The organism is Streptomyces sp. CNZ287 (assembly GCF_007827615.1).
The window spans coordinates 41,983-62,197 of the sequence record NZ_VISV01000019.1 but is presented as its reverse complement, the minus strand read 5'-3'; the positions used below and the strand labels follow the sequence as shown (position 1 = coordinate 62,197).

Here is a 20,215-nt window from a genome sequence, read left to right as displayed (position 1 = left end):
GTATGATGTCTACGGGCCCACGCTCTCCCGGCCGGCCCTCCGCCGGCGCCCGAAGGAATACCTCCATGCCTGGTCCACGATCCGGCACATGAAGCGGCCTGCCCGCAGACTGCCGAGAACCGGAGGAACGATGAAGAAGGTGCTTGTCCTCGTCGGCGACGCGGCCGAGGAGCTGGACACGATGTACCCGATCTTCCGCATGCGCGAGGCGGGCCATCAGGTCGACGTCGCGGCCCTGACGCGCCGGGACGTGCAACTGGTGATCCACGATTTCGAGCCGGGGTCCGACGCCTACACAGAGAAGAACGGGCGCAGGCTCCCCGTCGACCTGGCGTTCTCGGAGGTCGATCCGACGGGGTACGCGGGCCTGATCATCCCCGGTGGCCGCGCTCCCGAGTACATCCGCCTCGACGCCGACGTCCGCCGCGTCACGGAGTACTTCTTCGCCCGGAACCTGCCCGTGGGCACGGTGTGTCACGGACCGCAGGTACCGGCGGCCTACGGACTCCTGAAGGGGCGCAAGACGGCTGCGTTCGGGCCTCTGGCCGCGGACATGGAGAACGCCGGCGCGACGGTCGTGGACGGGCCCGACGTCGTCGACGGGAACATGGTCTCCTGCCGGGGCTGGCCGGATCTGCCGGAGTGGTCACGGGCGTTCGTGGCCGTTCTCGAACGCTCCGCCGGCCCTGCCTGACCGCCGTCGCATGGGCATTCCCGTGGGCGGCGCGCGCCCGGACGGCGCGAGGACGACGCACACCGGCATCGAGGGACGGATGGTCCGGACCGCCGGGTCGGAGACCTATGTGCGCGAGGCTGGTTCGGGTCCGGCCGTCGTCCTGCTGCACGGCTCAGGCCCGGGGACCTCGGGTGCGGCCTGGGAGCCCCTCATGGCTGCCATGGCACCCGGCTTCCGCGTCATCGCACCCGACTTCGCCGGCTTCGGGCGGAGCACGCTGCTCCCCGGTCCTGCGGCCGACGGGGAGCACTCCTACGGCCGCCGGGTGTGGACGGCGCAGATCCTGGAGCTCCTGGACGAGCTGGCGCTGGACCGCTGCGCCGTCGTCGGCAACTCCATGGGCGGCGCCATCGCGCTCTCCGTGGCCCATGCCCGGCCGCGAACGGTCGCCCGGCTGGCGGGGATCGGCACCCTCGGCGTCGACATGCCGCTACCGCCGGGTCTTGACCGGCTCTGGGCGTACCGCCCCGGGCGCGCGGCGGCCCGCGGGCTCCTTGAGCTGCTCCACGTCGACGAGGCGTTCCGCACCACCGAAGCAGTCGAGGCACGGCTGGCCGCCACTCTCGAGCCGGGTCCGCTCGAGGCGTTCGCCGTCATGTTCCCGCCGCCGCGCGAGCGATGGGTCCGTGACCTCGCGCTGACCGCCGGCGAACTCGGGCGGATCCGGGCGCCCACGCTCCTCGTACACGGCACGGATGATCGCGTCGTGCCGCTGGAGTCCAGCACCCTGCGACTTCTTCACCTGCTGCCCGATGTACGGGCGCACCTGTTCGGGGCGTGCGGGCACGCCGCACCGGCCGAACGACCGGCGGAGCTGCACCGGCTCCTGACGACCTTCCTGGAGGAGCCGTGGACGACTTCGCGATCCTGCGCACACCCGCCCAGGTGATCTTCGGCACCGGGATGGCCTCGGCGACAGGTTCTCTCGCCGCCGAATACGGCGACCGGGCGCTGGTCATCACCGATCCGAACATCGCCGGATCGCCCGGCTTCAACTCGGTGCGCACCTCGCTGCACGAGGCGGGTGTCGACGTACGCGTCTTCTCCGAAGCCGTCGTGGACGTGCCGGAGAGCACCATCACAGAAGCGGTCGGGTACGCCGCAGAGTACCGGCCGGACGTGGTCGTCGCCGTCGGGGGCGGAAGCACCATCGACCTCGCGAAGGTCACCGCTCTGTTGGCGAGGCACCCGGGCCCGCTGAGCACCTACTACCCTGTCGGGTCGGTGCCGGGTCCGGTGCTGCCGCTGATCGCGGTGCCCACCACGGCCGGGACGGGTTCGGAGGTCACACCTGTCTCGGTGATCACCGACGCGACGACGCGGATGAAGGTCGGCATCGCCAGCCGGCACCTCATCCCGCGGCACGCGCTGTGCGACCCGCTGCTGACCGTTGGCGCACCGCGGACGGTGACCGCGCACTCGGGGATGGATGCGCTGGCCCACGCCGTGGAGTCCTTCATGGCGATCCGCCGGCCCGCAGCCCCGTCCTCGGTGCTCTCCCGGCCGCAGGTCGGCAAGAACCCGCTCTCCGACACCCTCGCACTCGCCGCGGCCGATGGCATCTGCGCGAACCTGGCCCGCGCCGTCGACGACGGGGACGACCTGGAAGCCCGGTCCGCCATGCTCTACGGCAGCCTGCTCGCCGGCATCGCCTTCGGCAACGCCGGCGTCACCGCCGGGCACGCCCTCCAGTTCGCGGTCGGGGCGGCGACCCACACGTCGCACGGGCTCGGGACCGGCCTCCTGCTCCCCTACGTCATGGAGTTCAACCGACCGGCGCGCCTGGCCGAGATGGCAGCTCTGGCCGAAGCGATGGCGTGCACCGACCCCGTGGCAGCCGTCCACGAGCTAGGGCTGCGCGTCGGACTGCCCGCATCGCTGGCCGAGATCGGGGTCGAGGCCGGTGAGGTCCGCGGACTGGCCGAGGCTTCGATCGGCATCCGGAGACTCATCGACAACAACCCCGTGCGGCTCGACGTGGACGCGCTGGAACAGATCCTGACGGCGGCCTGGCACGGCGAGCCGGACCGGATCAGCGCGGCACGCGTGTGAGGTCGCGGACCGTGCGCTCGACGTGCCGGGCAGGGCCATCCGCTCACGACCAGGGTGATGCAGAAGCTATTGACGCTCCCGTGAACCCCGGTCATCATACGTATCAGCATTCAGTGAGTCGACCAATGGTCGAAATCTCGAACAGCCGCTCAGGCGGCGAGCCGCACCACCACCCAGGCATCGCATCGCCCGCACCGTCAGGGGTTCTCCCACCTCGTCGGCGTTCACGGCAACGCGCCACGTGGAGTACCCGGGGTGGACACGACGGCCCCATGACCGGCGCCGGACATGCGATCGGGACCCCCCACGAGAGGCCAGTGTCATGCCCGCGTCACCATCCCCGTTCCCGTTAAGCCGCCGCGGACTGCTCGCCACGGCCGGCGCCGCCGCGGCCGGCGGCCTGCTGCTGAGGGCCGGCACCGCACGGGCCGCCGGCCTGCAGGAGTACACCCCGGACTGGCCCTCGGTCGACCAGCACCCACCGGCTCCCGAGTGGTTCCAGGACGCCAAGTTCGGCATCTACTTCCACTGGGGGGTCTACAGCGTCCCCGCGTTCGGCAACGAGTGGTACCCCCGCAACATGTACGCGGGCGGCTCCGCCGAGAACGCCCATCACCGCGCCGCCTACGGGGACCCGGCCGGGTGGCCTTACCACAACTTCATCAACGGCGCCCAGGACCTCGCCGGCAACCACGTGCAGTTCGCCCCGAAACTCGCCTCTCAGGGCGGCGCCTTCGACCCCGAGGAGTGGGCGAAGCTGTTCGCCGACGCCGGCGCCAGGTTCGCCGGGCCGGTGGCCGAGCACCACGACGGCTACTCGATGTGGGACAGCGCGGTGAACGAGTGGAACTCCGTCGCCACCGGACCCGGGCTCGACCTGGTGGGCCTGCACGCCGACGCCATCCGGGCACAGGGCCTGAAGTTCATGGTGTCCCTGCACCACGCGTACCACTTCACCGGCTACTACGAGCACGTACCGGCGCAGTCCGACCCCCGCCTCCGGAAGCTGTACGGCCAGCTCGACCGGGAGGCGGGCAGCCGGCTCTGGTACGACAAGCTCGAAGAGGTCATCGACGGGTACGAGCCCGACCTCATCTGGCACGACTTCAACCTGCCCCAGGTCGGCGAGGACAAGCGGCTGGAGTTCCTCGCGTACTACTTCAACCGGGCCCTCGCCTGGGAGAAGGACGTGGTCGTCACCTACAAGGACGGCTTCAACGACAAGGGCGAGGTCTTCGACTACGAACGCGGCGGGCCGGCCGACATCCAGGTCCCCTACTGGCTGACGGACGACAGCATCTCCAGCTCAAGCTGGTGCTACACCGAGGGCATCGGCTACTACCCGCTGGCGGCCATGCTCCACTCGCTGATCGACCGGGTCAGCAAGAACGGCACCATGCTGCTGAACATCGCGCCGACGGCCGACGGCACCATCCCCGGGGAACAGCGGGCGCTCCTGCGGGGCTTCGGGGACTACCTCGGGCGCTTCGGTGAGTCCGTCTACGCCACCCGGGCCTGGACGGACTACGGCGAGGGCCCGACGGAGATGGGCGGCGGTTCCTTCACCGAGCCGGTGGCGGGAACCAGCGAGGACATCCGGTTCACCCGCAGCAAGGACAACACGGTGCTGTACGCGACGGTGCTCGGCTGGCCGGGCGGCATGCTCACCGTGACGACGCTGAGCGCGGACCGGATCGACCTGAGCACCCTGACGGCGACTCAGCTCCTCGACTCCACGGCCGGGTCGTATACCGACCTGCCCGACACCGTCCAGGACGGCGCCGGCCTGCACGTCTCGATGCCCGCGTCCGACGCGCCGTTCGACGCCCTGGCCTACGTGATCAAGCTGACCTTCTCCGGCGGGATCCCCGACCTGCGCGGGTGAGGACCGCCCCGCACCGGCACTCCCGTCCCGACACCCGCATCCCCCACCCTGGCACCCGCAAAGGAGCAGCCAGTGCAGCCCTCATCGGTTCATCTCCCGGTACGCACCCCGCGCAGACGGCGCTCCCCGGCCGCGATCGCGGTGGCCCTCATGGCGCTGCTGGCCGCCGTGCTGGCCACCGCGTCGACGTCGTCCGCCGAGGTCTCGGCGCAGGCCGAAGGCCCCTGCGACATCTACGAGTCGGGCGGCACGCCCTGCGTCGCCGCGCACAGCACGACCCGCGCGCTCTACGGCTCGTACGACGGCAGCCTCTACCAGATCCGGCGTGCCTCGGACCGCACGACGCTCGGCATCGGCGTGCTGACGGCGGGCGGCCCCGCCGACGGCACGGCGCAGGACGCGTTCTGCGCCGGCACCTCGTGCGTCGTCACCGTCGTCTACGACCAGTCCGGCAACGGCAACGACCTCTGGTATCAGGGATCGGAGCAGGTCCCCGGCTCCGACCAGAGCAGCCCCGCGGACGCGATGACCGAGTCGCTGGCGGTCGGCGGCAGCAAGGTCTACTCGCTCCACATCAAGCCCGGGAACAGTTACTGGCGTGACGGCCACGAGACGGGCGTTCCCACCGGCAGCGAGCCCGAGGGCATGTACATGGTCACCAGCGGCACGCACGTCAACGGCGGCTGCTGCTTCGACTACGGCAACAGTGAGACGACGAGGACGGCCGACGGCGCCGGCACCATGGACGCGATCAACTTCAGCACGCAGTGCTGGTTCGGCGGGTGTGACGGGAGAGGGCCGTGGGTGCAGGCGGACCTCGAATGGGGCCTCTACCCCGGTGGCAGCCAGCAGTGGAATCCCCAGCAGCGTGCCTTCACCGACCCGTACGTCACGGCGATGCTCAAGAACAACGGGACGACACGGTTCGCGCTCAAGGGCGCCGACGCGCGGTCCGGCAGCCTCACCACGCTGTGGGACGGGTCGCTGCCCCCGGGATACAGCCCCATGAAGAAGCAGGGGGCCATCGTCCTGGGAAGCGGTGGCGACTGCTGCAAGCCCGGCGGCGGCGCCAACCTCAGCGAGGGCACCTTCTATGAAGGAGCCATGGTCTCCGGCTACCCGTCGGACGAGACCGAGGACTCGGTGCAGGCCAACATCACGGCCGCCGGCTACGCATCATCGACCGCCGGCGAGTGACACAGCGCCGGTCCGGCAGCGACGGTTCCCGCCGCCGCCCGGACCCGGCCCGCTTGCCCAGGACACCTTCCCTTCTCCGGCCGGCAGCGCCGGAGCCGCATCCCATTCGAGAGGAACCCCCCACATGAAGGAAGAACACCGCGGACGCCCACGCACCCTCGTGGCTCTCGCCCTGGCGCCGCTGCTCGCGGCCGGTGCCCTGATGACGACCGCGTCCCACGCGGAGGCCGCCGAGGACCGGGTCCTGCTCTTCACCAGGGCCGTCGGCTATGTCCACGGCTCCATACCGGCCGGCATCAGGATGTTCCAGGAGGAGGCAGCCGAGCAGGACATCGAGCTCGTCCAGACCGACGACCCGGCCGTCTTCAACGACGCGGAGCTCTCCGGCTTCGACGCCGTCATCATGCTCCAGAACTCCGGCATGGTCTGGAACACCGACGAACAGCGTCAGGCCATGCAGGACTACGTGACCGGCGGCGGGGGCGTGGTGGCCATCCACAACACCCTCGACGCGGGCATCGAGGGCGAGTTCCCCTGGTGGGACGAGGTCATCAACGGCGGCGCACACATGCCCGGCCACGCCGCCGGCATCCAGAACGGCACCGTCCACATCGAGGACCCGGATCACCCCTCGACCCAGGATCTTCCCGCATCCTGGACGCGGCCCGAGGAGTGGTACAACTTCGCCCCCAACCCGCGGCCGAACGTCCACGTGCTCGCCACCGTCGACGAATCGACCTACGACCCGGGCCAGTTCGCGATGGGTGACGACCACCCCATCTCCTGGTGCAGCGTCGCCTCCGGCGGCAAGGTCTGGGCCACCGCCATGGGACACGACGCCGCCGCCTACGCGGAGGAGGACTTCCGCAAGCACGTGATGGGCGGCGTGCAGTGGGCGACGGGCAGCCAGCCGGGAGAGTGCGGGGAGCCCGCACCCGCCCAGGCCACCTTCCAGAAGGTGACGCTCGACGACGACACCCTCGATCCCATGGAGCTGGACGTCGCACCGGACGGCCGCGTCATCTACATCCAGCGCGGCGGCGCGGTGCGCGTCTTCGACCCGGCGACCCAATCCGCCACCACCGCCGGAACCCTCAAGGTGTACACCGGAGGCGAGGACGGGCTCATCGGGCTGGCCCTCGACCCGGACTTCGCCACCAACAACAAGATCTACCTCAACTACTCCCCGGCCGACAGCGCCGAAGACGTCAACAGAGTGTCCGCCTTCACCCTTGCCGGAAACACCCTGGAGCTGGCGAGCGAGCAGAAGGTGATCGACATCCCCGCCTACCGGGACCGGACCTTCCCGGAACCCGGCCACACCGGCGGCAGCATCGAGTTCGGCCCGGACGGCACCCTCTACATCGGTGTGGGCGACGACACCGCGCCCAACCTCGAATCGGCCTGGCGGGGCTACGCCCCGCTGGACTGGCGCCCGGGCCACGAGATGCAGGACTCCGCGCGCACCGCCGGCAACACCAACGACCTGCGCGGCAAGATCCTGCGCATCCAGCCCACCAACGGCGGCGGATACACCGTCCCCGACGGCAACCTCTTCCCCGCGGGTACGGACAACACCCGCCCCGAAATCTACGCCATGGGCTTCCGCAACCCCTTCCGCTTCACCGTCGACCCCGCCACCGGCGACGTGCACATGGCCGACTACGGCCCCGACCGGCAGGGTGCCACCGACAACCGCGGCCCCGCGGGCCTGGGCGAGTACAACGTCATCACCGAGCCGGGAAACTACGGCTGGCCCTTCTGCCACGGCAACAACGAGCCCTACGCCCCGTACAACCCCGACAACGGCCAGGTCGGCCAGAAGTTCGACTGCGCCAACCCCGTCAACGAGTCCCCCAACAACACCGGCCTGACCGAGCTGCCGCCTGTCCAGAAGCCCGACATGTGGTACGGCTACGGCGCCTCGGCGGAGTTCCCCGAGCTCGGCTCGGGTGGCATCGCCCCGATGGCCGGACCCGTGTACCGCTACGACGCGGACAACCCCTCCACCACGAAGTTCCCGCAGTCGTTCGACGGCTCGGCGTTCTTCTACGAGTGGGACCGCGGCTTCATCAAGGAGATGCGCTTCGGCGGCGGCGGGCTGGGGTCCGTCAACGCCTTCATGTCCGGCACCAGGTTCATCAAGCCGATGGACATGACCTTCGGCCCGGACGGCTCGCTGTACCTGCTGGAGTGGGGCAGCGCCTTCAACGGCGGCAACAACGACTCCGGCCTCTACCGCATTGACAGCACCGGCTGACCCATCGACGTCCAGACGCCCTGAGGCGTCCCGACCCGGCACAGCACTCGTGCAGGCCCTCCGGCAAGGCGGAGGGCCTGCACGACCGTAACCCCCCGCACAAGGAGGCAACCCACCATGCGCAGACCCCACCGCAAGCGCCGCCCGCACCGCCTCGCCGCCGCCCTCGCCGCCGCGACGGCCACGCTTCTGATCACCACATCCCCGGGAGCCGCCCAGCCGCCGCCCCGGCCCCTCGACGACGCCGTCACCGTCGACTTCTCGGCCGACCTGGGCGCTCCGCAGCATCGCGCCTCCGGCATCCTCTACGGCATCACCGAGGACGGCGCCGATCCGCCGGACGAGTTCTTCACCGGCATCGACTTCCGCTACGAACGGGCCGGCGGCGCCCAACTGAGCCCCGGAGGGTGGGTCGCGGGAGGCTACGAGCGGCGCTGGAACTCCACGCTCGCCCAGTACCGGCGCACCGTGGACCTCGGCGGCACGTTCCAGATGCTGCCCCACGATCTCTGGGGTGCCGACGGCAGCGCCATCCCCCGCTTCCCCGGCGACAACGGCGACTGGTCGGACTACGACGCCTTCCTCGATCGCCTGATCTCGGACATCCAGACCGCCGGGATCAATCCCCAGTGGGATATATGGAACGAGCCAGACCTCTCGATATTCTGGAACAGGTCCCAGGAGCAGTACCTGGACATGTGGGACCGCACCTATGCCAGGATCCGCGAGGAACTCCCCGACGCGGTGATCGTCGGCCCGAGCAGCGCGAACGAGCCTACTGCGAACAACGGCTGGTGGAGCGCGTACCTCGACCACGTTGCGGCTGCCGGCACCGTGCCCGACATCCTTAGCTGGCACGAGATCGGCGGCAGCCCGCACGGCCAGGACCCGGTGGCCAGCAGGGCAGCCCTCCAGAACATGATCGCCGCGCGCGGCATCGCCGTAGACGAGTTTCAGGTCAACGAATACGCCTGGCCCGAGCAGCAGAACCCGGGCAACTCAGGATGGTTCATCGCCCGCCTGGAGCACGCCGACGTCGACGGCCTGCGCGCCAACTGGGGCTCGGGCAACGGCCTCCACGACAACATGGCCGCGCTTGTCACCCGGGTCGGCGGTGCCTACCAGCCACTGGGCGACTGGCAGCTGTACCGCGCGTACGCCCGGATGACCGGTACCCGCGCCGAGGTCACCCCGGGCGCCGATCTCGACGGATACGCGACACGCGACGACGAGGCGCACCGCGCCTCCGTCCTCCTCGGCACCAAGGGTTCCACCGGCAGCATGGCCGTCAACCTCACCGGGCTCGACGCCGTGACCGGCCTGATCCGGGACGGCGCCGTGCGCGCCGTCGTCGAGCGCGTGCCGTGGAACAACGGCGGGGTGGTGAACGGCCCACAAGCGGTGTCCGACGAGTTGGTGGCGGTCGAGGACAACGCGGCCACGGTCGCCGTCCCGTGGACCGACTTTCACGACGCCTACACCGTCACCCTGCTCCCGCCGGAGGCGTCATCGCCCTGACGTGTCGCACTCCCCGCCGGAGCCGGGTGGTGCCACCCCGACCGCCATCACCGCGGGCCGGTGCAGTCGGGCCCTGACCAGGACGTGCGTCCTGGTCAGGGCCGTTTCTCACGCAGCCTCTACTGGGCCGCCGGCTCGTAGGGGCATGTGTGCCGGTACCGACCAGGGACGCAGCCCCGACTCCGAAGCGAACTCCGCAGCAGCTCGGCCACCGCGTCCGCGCAGTCCGCGCACGCCGTCCAGGTTCGCAAGCGCCTACCGCCTACGCGGCGCGGCCGATCTCGCTGCGGGCTGCGGCACGCCTGATGTCACGGGCTTCCGGCCCGGTGATCACCCCGTCGTCCATGAGCGCGGCGGTCACCTCCCGTACGTGTCTACCGAACTCGCCCGGGCTGCTCCACGGCTGTTCGTCCAGGATGCGGTCGTTGATCGTGCACCCGCCGCCGGCCTCGTGGTTCCTCACCCCGCTGTCGACGTCGCCGACGACCACCGTCGCCCGCTGATCGGGAGTGGCGCACTCCCCCGGATCGACTCCGGACTTGCCGAACTCCATCCAGTTGACCCGCACCTGACCATCCGGGAAGACGAGGTACAGCGGGAACGTACCCTCGGTCGACTTCAGGTCCACCGTCACGTTCTGCCAGGTCGCAGCGGACTCGGCGAGTACGATGCGCGCGTCGTTGCCCTGCTCGGAGGAGTCCGCGACGTGCGCGCCGCCGTCCTCGTCGAACCGGTACCAGGCGATGTTTCCACCGCCCACGTCGCCGCCGGGGGCGGCGGTCAGCGACTTGATCTCTCCCGGCGCCAGCGCGCGGTCGAAGAGGTGGAAATCGTCGACCGTGCCGTTGAGCAGCGGGTCCGCCGACCACTGGGAGTCGCCGATCCAGTTCTGCGCCGTGGGGCCCAGATCCGACGGGTCCAACGTGATGTTGTCGTTGGTCCCGACCGGCTCTCCGTTGAGGTACAGCGTTCCCGTGGTGCCCGACAGCGTGACCGCGACGTGCTGCCAGCCGTCGGTGGGCAGCGGCTGCGAGCCGTCGATCTGCTGCTCGCCGGAGCCGGTCGTGATCGCGAACCTGAGGTTGCCGGTGCCGCCGGCGCTCGGCGTCAGGAACATGTAGGTGCCGGTGCCGGAGCCGAAGTCGAAGATCCGGGCCCAGCTCTGGCCGCCGGACCAGTTCACCCATGCCGAGGCGGTGAAGTCCTCGGCACCCTCGACGATGCCCGTGGGCAGTTCCACCTTCTCCGACTCGCCGGACCCGCCGAGTCGGACGGCGTTGCCGAAGCCCTCCGGGCCGCCGGCCCGCGGCACCTCGACGTTGCCCTCGATCTCCGCGCTGCCCAGCAGTTCGCCGTCGGGCGCACCGCGCCGTACCTCGACCGTGGCGTCCTCGGCCGCCGCCGCACGGAGCGTCACATCGCCGACGCCGTCGAGGTTGTAGGGGGCGTACGACGCCCAGGCGCCGTCCCCGGCGGTGATCGCCTCACCGCCCCCGGTCTCCTCGTCTTCCGCGTCGCCGACGCTCACCTTCGACGAGTCGCCGAAGTGCTCGACCTCCTTCCGCGTCTGCTGCAGGAAGTGCGTCACCCCGCCGGTGAGCGCAGGGGCGCCGGCCTCGCCACCGAGGTCGGTGTAGCCGGCGGTCACGGTGAGCGCGATGTCCGCGGCTTCGCCGTGCTCCGCGTCGCTCTGGGTGGCGAGTACGCCTTGGCACCCGTTCTGCGCCTCGCCCGGATGCACGTGCGCGTTACCGCCCTCGTCGTGGTAGAGCCCTTGCTGGACGGTCACGCGCTCGCAGTCGATCGCGTTGCCGGAGCCGTCCTCGGCGTCCGAGACCGAGACCTTGAAGGGGATCTCGTCGCCCCAGTCGAAGACCTGGCCGTTGTACGGCAGTTCCACGGTCACCTCGGGACGGGTGTTCCCCGCGGTGATCGTGACGTTGGAGCTGCTGGACCGTCCCGACGGGTCGCTGACCGTGAGTTGCGCGGTGTACTCGCCGGGCTCGGTGTAGGTGTGGGTCGGGTCGGGTTCGTCCGATGTCGTACCGTCACCGAGGTCCCAGGTGTACGTCAGTTCGTCGCCGTCCGGGTCGTGGCTGCCCTCGCTGGAGAAGGCGACGTCCAGCGGAGCGGGCCCGGAGTCCTTGTCGACGGCCGCCTTCGCGACCGGGGTGCGTGCGCCCTTGGTGTAGTTGATCTTGTAGAGGCCCGAGTCCGGGTTGACGTTCGCCCCGCCGTAGTTGAAGTCCATGCCCCACTCGATCAGGTACATCGCCCCGTCAGGACCGAACTCCATGTCGTGCGGGCTGCGGAAGGTGGTGTTCGGCATGAACCGCTCGAAGCTCTTGTAGTCGCCGTTCTCGTCCAGCCGGAGCGCGCCAATCCACTTGCGCGACCATTCCATGACGAAGACCGCGTCGTCGTAGTACTCCGGGAACTGCCCGTCTCCCAGCAGTCCGGGGTCGTAGTGGTACACGTCGCCGGCGTACGCGGAGCGCCCGCCGCCCTGGGGGAGCTCCGGGAACTGCGGCGACTCCCCGTACGGGTACCAGACGAAGGCGTCCTTGGCCGGCGGGACGGTCTCCAGGCCGGTGTTGAACGGGGACCTGTTGGCGGGACCGTTCTCGCAGTCGAAGGACTCACCCGGGGTGCCCGAGGCGAAGTCCCATTCGCGGTACGCCTGGTTGTCGGCGATGCAGTACGGCCAGCCGTAGTTGCCGGCCTCGCGGATCTGGTTCCACTCGTCGTAGCCGCGCGGGCCGCGGTCGGCGTTGTCGCTGCCCGCGTCGGGACCGACCTCGCCGGCGTAGACCCAGCCGGTCTCGTCGTCGACGGCGATCCGGAACGGGTTGCGGTGGCCCATCGTGTAGATCTCGGGCCGTGTCTTCTCCGTGCCCGGCGGGAACAGGTTGCCCTCCGGGATGGCGTAGGTGCCGTCGTCCTCGGGCCTGATCCGGAGGATCTTGCCGCGCAGGTCGTTGGTGTTGCCGGAGGTGCGTCGCGCGTCGTACGAGTGCTTGGCGTCCTCGCTGTTGTGGTCGTCGTGGACGCGCCCGTCGATCGGGGCGAAGCCGTTCGAGGCGAAGTGCGCGGTGTCGTCGCCGGTGGAGATGAAGAGGCTGCCGTCGGGACCGAACCTCATCGAGCCGGCGGAGTGGCAGCACACCTCCCGCTGGTGCGGGATCTCCAGCAGCACCTTCTCGGACTCCATGTCCAGGGTGTCGCCGTCGGCGGTGAATCTGGAGACGTGCTGTACCTCGGGCGACGGTGCGCTGTAGAAGAGGTAGACCCACTGGTTCGTCTCGAAGTCGGGGTCGAGGGCGATGCCCAGCAGCCCGTTCTCGTTGCCGCGGTGGACCGGGATCTGCGCTGCCGTCTGCACGCCGCCGGACTCGGGGTCGTAGAGCTTCACCGTGCCGCCCAGCTCGACGTAGAAGACACGTCCGTCGGGGGCGACGGCCAGTTCCATCGGGTTGGCCGTGTTGTCGTCCAGCGCGACCTTCTCGAAGGAGGACTCCGTCGGGCTCCCTTCGCGGGGCTCGCCGCAGTCGCCCTCGGCGGTGCCCGCCGCCCACTCGATGCCGCCGAGGATGTGCCGGCGCAACTGCGGCTCGTCGTAGTCGTCCGGGCTGTGGCCCAGCGCCGAGTACCAGGTCCGGCCGCCGTCGAAGGCGGAGCACCAGGCGATGGGGTGGTCCTCGCCCATGGCGTCCGGGCCCGGGTTGTATGTCGACTCGTCCAGCGTCGCCAGGACGTGGACGTCCTCACGCGGATTGGCGGTGAAGTTGTACCACTCGTCCTCGCGGACCCATTCGGCCGGCAGCCCGGCCGTCGACGGGTGGTCGGGGTCCTCTATCCGTACGGTCGCCTCCTGGAACTGGTCGGCCCCGGAGGGGTGGCTCTTGAAGAACGCGCCGCCCATGAGCTCGGACCACCAGGGCCAGTCCGTCTTGTCCATGTTCGACGACGAGTGCAGCCCGGCGAATCCTCCGCCGCGCTGGATGTAGCGCTCGAACGCGTGCCGCTGCCCGGTGTCGAGGGTTTTCTCACCGTCGGTGAAGAAGACGACGGCCTCGTACTGCGCCAGCCCTTCGTCGGTGAAGACCGAGGCGTCCTGTGTCTCGGTGACGGTGAAGCCGTTCTCCTGGCCGAGTTGTTCGACCGCCGCCAGGGCGGACGGGATCGAATCGTGCCGGAAGCCGGTCGTCTTGTGGAAGAAGAGCACATCGTATTCCTGCTCGGCGTCCTGTGCCGCGCTGGTGGCCATTCCTGGAAGGAACGAGACCAGGAGCGCGATCACCACCGTGAGCAGGGCATTTCTATGGCGTTGTCGCATAGTCCTCTCCGTCGCTTCGTGGCGGGTGCTGACCGAAGAATTCAGGGGGTGCGGTGGTGCCCGGCGGACAGCCCGGCGAGGAAGGACAGCCCGTCGACGGCGATCGCGTCCTGGCTCGGTGCCAGTGCCCGCCAGATCGAGGCGGCCGTCGCGATCGTCTCGTTGTCGCCGGTGAACGACTCGATCACGAGCGGCCCCCGGTAGCCGGCGGCGTCGAGCGCGGTGAGGATTCCCGGCCAGTCGAGGTGGTCCGCGCCGGGAGCGCCCCGGTCGTTGGCGCATACCTGGACGTGGGCGATCCGGTCGCCCGCCCTCCGGATGGCCGCCGGGATGTCCTGCTCCTCGATGTTCATGTGGTAGACGTCCAGAGCCACCCCGCAGCCTTCGGCCGGCAGCCCGGCCAGCGCGTCCAGAGTCTGGTCGACGGTGTTGACCACGCTGGTCTCGTACCGGTTGAGGGGCTCGACCGCCACGGTGACGCCGGCTGCACGCGCATGCTCGACCACCGGGGCGAGGCCGTCCCGCACCTGCGCGTAACAGGCGCGCCGCTCCGCGTCGTCCATCCGCCAGGTGCGCCCCACCGAGGCGTACAGCGGGCCCGCGACGACCGGCGAGGACACGGTGGCCGCCGCGTCGACCACGCGCCGCAGGAGATCCTGCGTGGCGGCGATCGTCTCCCCGCCGGCGGCCACCAGCTCGCGCCCCGGTCCCATCGCCACGACGAGGGTGGCCGACAGACCGAGCGAGTCGAGCAGCTTCGCCGCCCGGCCGGGATCCCAGTCGCCGACGTTCTCCACCGGGAGCTCGATCACGTCGAAGCCCCACTCCCGTACGCGGGGTGCCAGCTCGGCCAGCCTGCGGTCGGTCAGGGGCGAGGTCCACACCCAGGTGTTGACCCCGAACGTCCTTGTCGCCTTCATCGGTTCTCCCCTCGCGATCTTCTTCGTCCACCACACGGCGGAGCCGGACCTCTCACCGGAGTGCCCGGCCGGCGCCGCCGACGCCGAGGTACCTGCTCTGCAGGTCCGGCCGGTTGAGCAGGTCGTCGCCGGTGAACTCGGCCTCCAGCCGGCCGGACACCATCACGAGCTGCCGCCGGGCCATCCGGACCGCGGCGCGCAGGTTCTGCTCGACGACGAGTACGGCCACCCCCTCGTCGACGAGGTGGTGCACGACGTCGACGAGGACGTCGACGACGGTCGGAGCCAGCCCTTCGGACGGCTCGTCCATCACGATCAGGCGCGCGTTCAGCAGCAGCGCCCGTCCCACGGCGAGCATCTGCTGCTCGCCGCCGGAGAGGGCGGCACCGCCGTGCTTCTTGCGCTCGGCCAGCCGCGGGAAGAGTTCGTAGACCGCCTCGGGGGTCCATCGCTTGGCGCGTGCCCGCCTGGCCAGCATGGCCAGGTGCTCGTCGACGGTCAGCGACGGGAAGAGCCGCCGGCCCTGCGGGACGTAGGCGATACCGGCGCGTGCGATCTTCTCCGGCGTCCGGCCCTCGACCCGCTCACCGCGCAGCCTGACCTCCCCGCCCGACGCCGGAAGGAATCCGACCAGGGTGTCGCAGAGCGTGCTCTTCCCCATGCCGTTGCGGCCGACGATCCCGACGGCCTCGACGCCCATGCTGAAGCTGAGTTCCTCCAGGACCACAGAGGCGCCGTAGCCGGAGCGCAGCCGGCGAACGTCGAGAAGGGGGGCCGTGCTCATAGCGGTGCCTCCGTGCCCAGGTAGATCCGGTGGACGTGTGGATCACCGCGTACCTGGGCGGGGGTTCCGGCCGTGACCTGCTCCCCGTCGGCCATCACCACCACCCGCTGGGCGATGCTGAATGCCACGTCCATGTCATGCTCGACGAGCAGCAGGGTCAGCTCCTCGTCGAACGACTCCAGCAGTTCGACGAGGCGTTCGCGCTCGCCCCGCGACAGGCCGGACGCCGGTTCGTCGAGCAGCATCACGTCCGGCCTCGTGGCGATGGCCATGCCGAGTTCCAGTTGGCGCTGCTGCCCGTGGGCCAGTTCTCCCGCCGTGGCGTCGAGCTGTCCCGCCAGCCAGACCCGGCGCGCCACGTCGGCGGCCTCGTCGCTCATCCGCCGGTCGGTGGACGACCGCCACAGTGCCCGGTGCCGGCCCCGCAGTCCGGCGAGCGCGAGGTAGATGTTCTCGCGTACGGTGAGGCCGGCCAGGGCCCGGGCCTTCTGGTACGTCCGTGCGACTCCCAGCCGGGGGCGGTAGCGCGACGGCCGGTGGACGCACTCGACGCCCTTGATGAGGACGGATCCGCTGACAGGCGTCACATCGCCGGCGATCACGTTGAACAGGGTGGTCTTTCCGGCTCCGTTCGGGCCGATGACTGCCAGCCGCTCGCCCCGCGTGACGGCGAGGTCGATACCGTTCAGGGCGAGCAGCCCGCCGAACGCCACCGTGAGCGCGCGGACCTGGACGACGGGCGCCCTGCCGGCCGGCTCGGACGGCACCGTGCTGGTGTGGGCCATGACCGGGATCTCCTATCGCTGCGGGGCGCCGTCGACGACGGGGATGGCCTTGCCCTCCCAGGGCAGGTCCCGCTTCTCACACGCCGGGAAGTCCCGGCCCGGCGACGGGGTGTCCGGGCTGAACGTGCCGCCGAAGGTCTGGTCGACGCCGGGAACGACGGCCACGCTCTCCTGTACGACCTCGCCGGAGTCGTCGACGACGAGGCGCGAGAGCCCGACGTCGACGATGCCGCTGCGGTTCTCGTCCAGGCTGATGCTGCCGTGCGGCAGGTCGAGGGTGAGGCCGGCGACGGCGGCCTGGAACGCCTGGGGGTCGGAGATGTCGCCGTCGACCGCCTTGAGTCCTTCGACCAGCGCCACGCCGGCCGTGTAGTACCCGTAGAAGAAGCCGAAGGCCGCGGCGGTGGACGGTGGGGCGGGATCGTTGCCGCTCAGCGATCCCGGTATCGACTCCCACGTCTCGTCGGCGGCCGCCAGGTACTCCTCGATCTCCGGCGTCCGGATGTCGCCCGGCAGGGTGGCGAAGCCGCCGACGTGCGCGCCGGCGATGTCGGTGCCGAGCGCCTGGGCGAGGTCCGGGTTGAAGAAGAAGTTGCCCGCGTGCTCGTCGCCGGTGAGGTCGCCCTTGGCGTTGACGAACGCCTCAAGCGCGGCCTGCGTACCGGTGCCGCCCACGGCCCAGAAGTAGCCGTCCACCTCATCCGGGTTCGGGAGCTGGGAGATGTAGGAGGAGTAGTCGGTGGTGCCCAGGGGCGGGAACACCCGGTGGGTGACCTCGCCGCCGACGCCGCAGAAGTCGGCGATGAAGCCGGCCGCCGAGGTGTGGCCGAAGCTGTAGTCGTCGGCGATGACCGCGACCTTGCGCCAGCCCTCCTCGTGGTAGAGCAGGTCGCCGAGGCCGGCGTTCCAGATCGCGCCGTCCCCGTAGAAACGGAAGTAGTTCGGCGCCTGGACCTGCAGGGTCTGCTCCTGCGAGCCGGAGATGCCCGCGAACACCGTGAGGTCGGGCTTGCCCTTCGCGTACTCGGCGACCGCGATGCCCTCGTCGCCGGAGAGCGGGCCGATGATGACGTTGGCTCCCTGCTGCTCCACCAGGCGGCGTACCTCCTGGAGGATGCGGTCGGCGGTGTCGTCGCCGCAGCCGATGCCGACGAGTTCGATCGGGGTGCCCTCGACCTCCGCGCCGCTGAAGCCCTTCAGTGCGCTGGTGGACGAGTTCGGGCTCGCGCCGGCGAAGCGGGCGAAGGCGAGCGTCGTGCCCGCGGCCACGTCCTCGTGGAACCCGCCGAACGGGCCCTCGCACTGGCCCAGGATCCCGAGCCGGACGCCGTCGCCGTCCTTGGGCGAGAACGCGGACGACTGCTCGTCGGCGGGCAGCCCGGAGGAGCTGTCGTCCCCGCTGCATCCGGCGGCCACCAGAGCCAGGCTCGCCACCATGGAGAGTGTCAGTGCCACGGGGCGTCTGAGTGCACTCATGATCGTGTAACTCCCAGTTCCTTCTCGGTCGTACGGGTGGACGGCGCTTCTCCGGCGGACGGGTCCTGCCCTGTTCCGGCGCGCGGCCGGGGGCCGGGGCGCAGCCGCCGGGCGATTCCGGTGAGCCCTTCGGGAGAGAGCATCATGATCAGCAGGACGATCACTCCGATCACGGTGTTGAACCGCGCCTCGGTGATGCCGATCCGGTCGATCAGCGGCAGATCGCGCAGGTAGGTGAAGATCAGGACGTAGACGAAGGCGCCGAGCCAGGCGCCCTCGAAGGACGAGATGCCGCCGATCACCGCGATGATCAGCAGGATCAGGGTGGGTCCGATCGCGATCGACGCGGGGTCGATCTGGCCGTTCCACCAGACGTTGAGCAGGCCGCCCGCCCCGGCCACGAACCCGGCCATGGTGAAGGCCAGCGTCCGGTGCAGCGGCACGTTGAACCCCAGCGACGCCATCCGGACCGGGTCGTCGCGGACGCCCTGCAGCGTCAGCCCGAACCCGGTCCGCCCGACCGCCCGGAAGCCGAGGTAGGCCAGCACGGAGAGGCCGAGGCCCGTGTAGTACAGCCGCACGGGCGGCCCCAGGAGGTCCGGCCGCCGGATGCTGGTGAGCCCGCCGGGCCCGGAGATCTCGACGATCTGGGCGAACACGTAGTAGCCGATGACGGCGTAGACCATCGTGAGCATCAGGAAGTAGAGCCCTGTGGTGCGGCTGGCGAGGGCGCCGAGGACGAACGCGGCCGCGGTGGTGACCACGACGGCGAACGCGACCGCCGCCCAGGGGTGCCAGCCGAGGTTCAGGCCACGGGCGCCGGTCTCCTGGGCCGCGTTGCCGAACATGAAGCCGGCGATGCCGAAGAGCAGGAACTGGGCGAGCGAGGTCATCCCCCCGTACTTGGCGAGGAAGACGATGGTCGCCGCCGCCAGGCCCAGGATGAGCGTCTGCGTCATGACGAAGTTGACGAAGTACGCCGTCGCCAGATTCGGCAGGAGCAGCAGGACGACGACCAGGGCGGTCCCGAGGAGGTTGCTCCGGGTCAGCAGATGACGCGCCGTCATGCCGGTCTCCCGAACAGTCCGTAGGGCCGGATCGCCAGGACCAGCGCCAGCAGGACGAAGGTCATGATGATCGCGTAGTAGGAGTACGCGCTCGGCAGGTAGGCGGGCGAGAACGCGACGACGGTGCCGTACAGCAGCGAGCCGGCGGCGGCACCCCGGAGCGAGCCGAGGCCGCCGACGATGACGACGACGAGTGAGTTCAGCAGCCAGTTTCCGTCGGTGCCGGGCGCGGCTCCGGCGAAGGAGGCCCCGAGCACACCGCCCACCCCGGCAAGGAACGATCCGACGAAGAACGTGATCGCGAAGACCAGCTTGATGTTGATGCCGAGTCCGCGCACCATCTCGCGGTCGTCCACGCCGGCGCGTATCACCGTCCCCATGCCCGTCCTGGTGAGCCAGAGCCACAGCAGCATGCCGACCAGCACGGCCACGCCGAGGATGAACAAACGGGTGACCGGGTAGCGCTCGCCCTGGACGGAGAAGAAGTGCGTGACCGCACCGGGCCAGACCATCGTCTGGGCCAGCCCGCCGAACTCACGCAGCATCTGGTCGGCCAGGACGACCGTCAGGGCCAGCGTCATCAGCGCCTGGCGCAGTTCCTGGCCCTCGTTCCACTGCAGGAAGAGCTGCTGGATCGCCAGACCGGCGACGGCCGCGACGCCGGCGCCGGCCAGCATCGGCACCAGCCAGTCGAGCATGCCGACCTGTGCCGGTTCGATGTTGCGGGACTGGCCGACCATCGCCTCCTGCACGCGGATGGCGAGGTACGCGGCGAGCAGGAACAGGGAGCCGTGCGCCATGTTCACCGTGCGCATCAGACCGAAGATGAGGGTGAAGCCGGACGCCGCGACGAAGAGGAGCCCCGCGAAGGTGACCGCGTCGAGCACGGTGACGAGGAACTTGCCCGGGTCCTCCGCCGCGGGTCCGGCCGGTGTGCCGTCGGCGAGGAACGCCACCCACACGGCTACGGCGGTGACGGCCAGGCCGACCGCCCAGACCGGCAGCCTGCGGAGGGCCGTGCGCCCACGTGGTGCCCGGTGTCCCGGCCCGCGCCGCGGGCTCGTGTTCAGGCGGCTCCCGCCTTTGCGCGTACGGGCGCTCCCCTCTTCCGCATCGTCGTGCGCTGCCTGTGGTGGGTCGATCCGGGCAGGCTTCATCCATTCCTCCCGTTGCTCGGTGCCGTGCGGCGGCGCGTGTTC

12 protein-coding genes and 2 pseudogenes are annotated in these 20,215 nt (G+C 70.3%); 7 read left to right on the top strand and 7 right to left on the bottom strand.

The features are described 5' to 3' along the window. The first annotated feature begins 130 nt into the window (after window positions 1–130). The 7 genes and pseudogenes from FB457_RS28045 to FB457_RS28015 all read left to right on the top strand — a co-directional run bounded on the left by FB457_RS28045 (window position 131) and on the right by FB457_RS28015 (window position 9,648). A complete protein-coding gene (locus tag FB457_RS28045; RefSeq protein WP_047018950.1) occupies window positions 131–694 on the top strand; it encodes a DJ-1/PfpI family protein in 564 nt (187 codons plus the stop codon). 10 nt (window positions 695–704) lie between these two features. Next, window positions 705–1,625, top strand: a complete 921-nt coding sequence (locus tag FB457_RS28040) for an alpha/beta fold hydrolase (protein ID WP_186462054.1) — start codon at window positions 705–707, stop codon at window positions 1,623–1,625. After that, window positions 1,586–2,788, top strand: coding sequence for an iron-containing alcohol dehydrogenase (locus FB457_RS28035; protein WP_145783666.1), 1,203 nt, complete (start codon window positions 1,586–1,588; stop codon window positions 2,786–2,788). The genes FB457_RS28040 and FB457_RS28035 overlap by 40 nt, the downstream gene beginning before the upstream one ends. 322 nt (window positions 2,789–3,110) lie before the next feature. Then, a pseudogene (locus tag FB457_RS28030) lies at window positions 3,111–4,667 on the top strand (alpha-L-fucosidase); the annotation flags it as partial. A gap of 78 nt (window positions 4,668–4,745) precedes the next feature. Continuing rightward, entirely contained in the window at window positions 4,746–5,870 is a 1,125-nt protein-coding gene (locus tag FB457_RS28025) for an arabinofuranosidase catalytic domain-containing protein (protein WP_253911496.1), read from the top strand. A gap of 124 nt (window positions 5,871–5,994) precedes the next feature. Beyond that, window positions 5,995–8,118: pseudogene (locus FB457_RS28020) on the top strand (ThuA domain-containing protein); the annotation flags it as partial. Window positions 8,119–8,247: 129 nt separating this feature from the next. Further along, window positions 8,248–9,648 carry a hypothetical protein gene (locus tag FB457_RS28015; protein ID WP_052770533.1) on the top strand — a complete coding sequence of 467 codons (1,401 nt, stop codon included), beginning with the start codon at window positions 8,248–8,250 and terminating at the stop codon, window positions 9,646–9,648. A 262-nt stretch (window positions 9,649–9,910) separates the two neighbouring features. On the opposite strand, the gene FB457_RS28010 is transcribed toward FB457_RS28015, so the two are convergent. The 7 genes from FB457_RS28010 to FB457_RS27980 are packed head-to-tail and all read right to left on the bottom strand — an operon-like array spanning window position 9,911 to window position 20,173. Further along, on the bottom strand, window positions 9,911–13,984 hold the full coding sequence (locus tag FB457_RS28010; protein WP_145783664.1) for a ThuA domain-containing protein: 4,074 nt from the start codon (window positions 13,982–13,984) through the stop codon (window positions 9,911–9,913). Between the two features lie 41 nt (window positions 13,985–14,025). Beyond that, a complete protein-coding gene (locus FB457_RS28005; protein WP_047018948.1) occupies window positions 14,026–14,904 on the bottom strand; it encodes a sugar phosphate isomerase/epimerase family protein in 879 nt (292 codons plus the stop codon). Window positions 14,905–14,956: 52 nt separating this feature from the next. Beyond that, the gene (locus tag FB457_RS28000; protein WP_145783663.1) at window positions 14,957–15,688 is read right to left on the bottom strand and encodes an ATP-binding cassette domain-containing protein; all 732 of its coding nucleotides are present in this window, start codon (window positions 15,686–15,688) and stop codon (window positions 14,957–14,959) included. After that, entirely contained in the window at window positions 15,685–16,473 is a 789-nt protein-coding gene (locus tag FB457_RS27995) for an ABC transporter ATP-binding protein (protein ID WP_047018946.1), read from the bottom strand. The genes FB457_RS28000 and FB457_RS27995 overlap by 4 nt, the downstream gene beginning before the upstream one ends. Window positions 16,474–16,485: 12 nt before the next feature. Beyond that, window positions 16,486–17,949 carry an ABC transporter substrate-binding protein gene (locus FB457_RS27990; RefSeq protein WP_078898519.1) on the bottom strand — a complete coding sequence of 488 codons (1,464 nt, stop codon included), beginning with the start codon at window positions 17,947–17,949 and terminating at the stop codon, window positions 16,486–16,488. Further along, complete coding sequence (locus tag FB457_RS27985) at window positions 17,946–19,016, bottom strand: branched-chain amino acid ABC transporter permease (RefSeq protein ID WP_145783662.1); 1,071 nt, start codon at window positions 19,014–19,016, stop codon at window positions 17,946–17,948. Before FB457_RS27985 ends, FB457_RS27990 begins: the two co-directional genes overlap by 4 nt. Continuing rightward, entirely contained in the window at window positions 19,013–20,173 is a 1,161-nt protein-coding gene (locus FB457_RS27980; protein ID WP_164492603.1) for a branched-chain amino acid ABC transporter permease, read from the bottom strand. Before FB457_RS27980 ends, FB457_RS27985 begins: the two co-directional genes overlap by 4 nt. Between the last annotated feature and the right edge of the window lie 42 nt (window positions 20,174–20,215).